The organism is Allomesorhizobium camelthorni (genome assembly GCF_011045125.1).
Classification (GTDB): Bacteria; Pseudomonadota; Alphaproteobacteria; order Rhizobiales; family Rhizobiaceae; genus Allomesorhizobium; species Allomesorhizobium camelthorni.
Map to the genome: position 1 here is coordinate 1 of NZ_JAAKZF010000227.1, position 1,722 is coordinate 1,722.

The window sequence follows — 1,722 nt, forward strand, 5'->3', positions numbered from 1 at the left end:
AAGCGGGGCAGATTACCGGGCAGTCAAGCTTGAGCGGCTTGCCTAACGAGGTCCGGAAGCGGCGGAATGGGCTGTTGAGTTGGTATGCCGAGGCGGTCGCCGAGATAGCGGAAGAATGAGATGTCGAGCTTGATGCAGGTCTTCATCAGGCCGAGCAGGAGGTCGCGGGCGTTCTTGCCTGCCTCACTGACGGTTCCGCCGGAGATCTTGCGCTTGGTGACGAAGGCGCGGATGTCGTTTTCCGAACCATTGGTATGCAGCGGGATCTCGGGGCGGTCGAGAACGCGCAGGAGTTCCTGCTTGCGGCGATGCAGCCGGGCCAGCAGCCGGTCGAGCATGACATAGCCGGTTCGTCGTTTGAACAGGCGCTCGAAGCGGGCGCGCAGGGCCGCCGCGCGGCGCGGACACGGGGCGCGCTGATAGCTCTTCAGATCGCGATAGAACCACCAGATCAACTGGCGCATGACGTCGACGGCCTGGCGCTGATCCGGCGTCATCGGCATCAATTTGTGGACGAGCCGCTCGGCATGGACCCAGCACAGCGCATGATCGCCGATGCGGAACTGACCGGCATCATCGGAGACGATCACGGCGTCGGCAAGAAAGCCGTGGTGGCGGATCGCCCCCCACATCGCGCCTTCGGTGGCGATCTTGACCGGGTTGGGCTCAACCGCAAGCTGGTCAAGGCCGAGTGCGGCCAGATGCGCAGCCCACGCGGCGCTGTCGGCAAATGCCCTGTGCGGCGCAGCTGCCAGCCGCTCGAGCGCTGGACCGGCGAGGTTGCGGCCGCGCATATAGGCCAGGGCCTCTTCATTGATGATGTAATCGCTGTGCCCGGCGCGCAGCGTCGCTAGGAACGCCGCGCGGGACTTCGAGCGCCCGGTGCGGAACGCGGTGAAGCGGTCATCGCCGATCTGGGTGGTGTAGCCGTCCCGGTTGGCGTGGCGCGCCGACGTATCATCGACCGTGATCCACCGCGCCGTCGCCAGCCCGGCGCGCAGCACATCACGGTCCTCCGCGGCGAAGGCCTCCAGATCCTCCTCCGAAATCAGCCGCACCACCTGGCGCTTCGAAATGTCGACCCCGATCCCGGTCAACAACGCCGTCAACCGCTCCGTCGTTACCTGCCCCTGAATGTGGCAGGCCAGGATGAAGCGGCGCAGGTTCGGCCCCCAGCCGCCAACAATCCCCGCCGGCAACGGCGCCACGATCGTCTCGCCCGCCGGCGTCACCCACCGCTCGCGGCGGTAGCGCACCACTTCGGCCGACAGAATCAGATCGCGTACCAGGATCGTCTCATACCCTTTGAAGCGCGAGCCCGCGGGGGGACTCACCGCAACCGTCACCTCGCGGCTCACGCGACCGCCGTCGCGCTTGGCGCCGCGCCGGCGGCGCTTGCCTTTACTAGATGACGGCTGCGTCGCTTTCTCCATGCCCGACGGCCTGGGCGGCTTGTCCGGGGGGCGCGGCGGCAGGTTCTTCAGCCGGGCGATCTCGTCCTTCAGGGTCTGGTTCTCGGCACGAAGCGCCTGCTTCTCGATCTCAAGGATCTCAACCCGGCCTTGAAGACCGCGTACTTCGCCGATCAGCGCAGCAACCAGCCCGCGGAGATGAGCGAGCGACAGGCCTTCAAGCGAATCAGTCGGTGGTAGCGTCACGCAAATGGTGAATCACGAACGCGATCGCCTGCAAACCCCCGCCGCCCGGAAATCTGCCCCGGTT

At 66.3% G+C, this 1,722-nt stretch carries 1 protein-coding gene; it reads right to left on the reverse strand.

Features of this window, described 5'->3' with window-relative positions; genetic code table 11:
• Positions 1-23: 23 nt before the first annotated feature.
• Positions 24-1,658 (reverse strand): IS66 family transposase, encoded by a 1,635-nt coding sequence (locus tag G6N73_RS35475; RefSeq protein WP_343044850.1) that lies wholly within the window; start codon positions 1,656-1,658, stop codon positions 24-26.
• Positions 1,659-1,722: the final 64 nt, after the last annotated feature.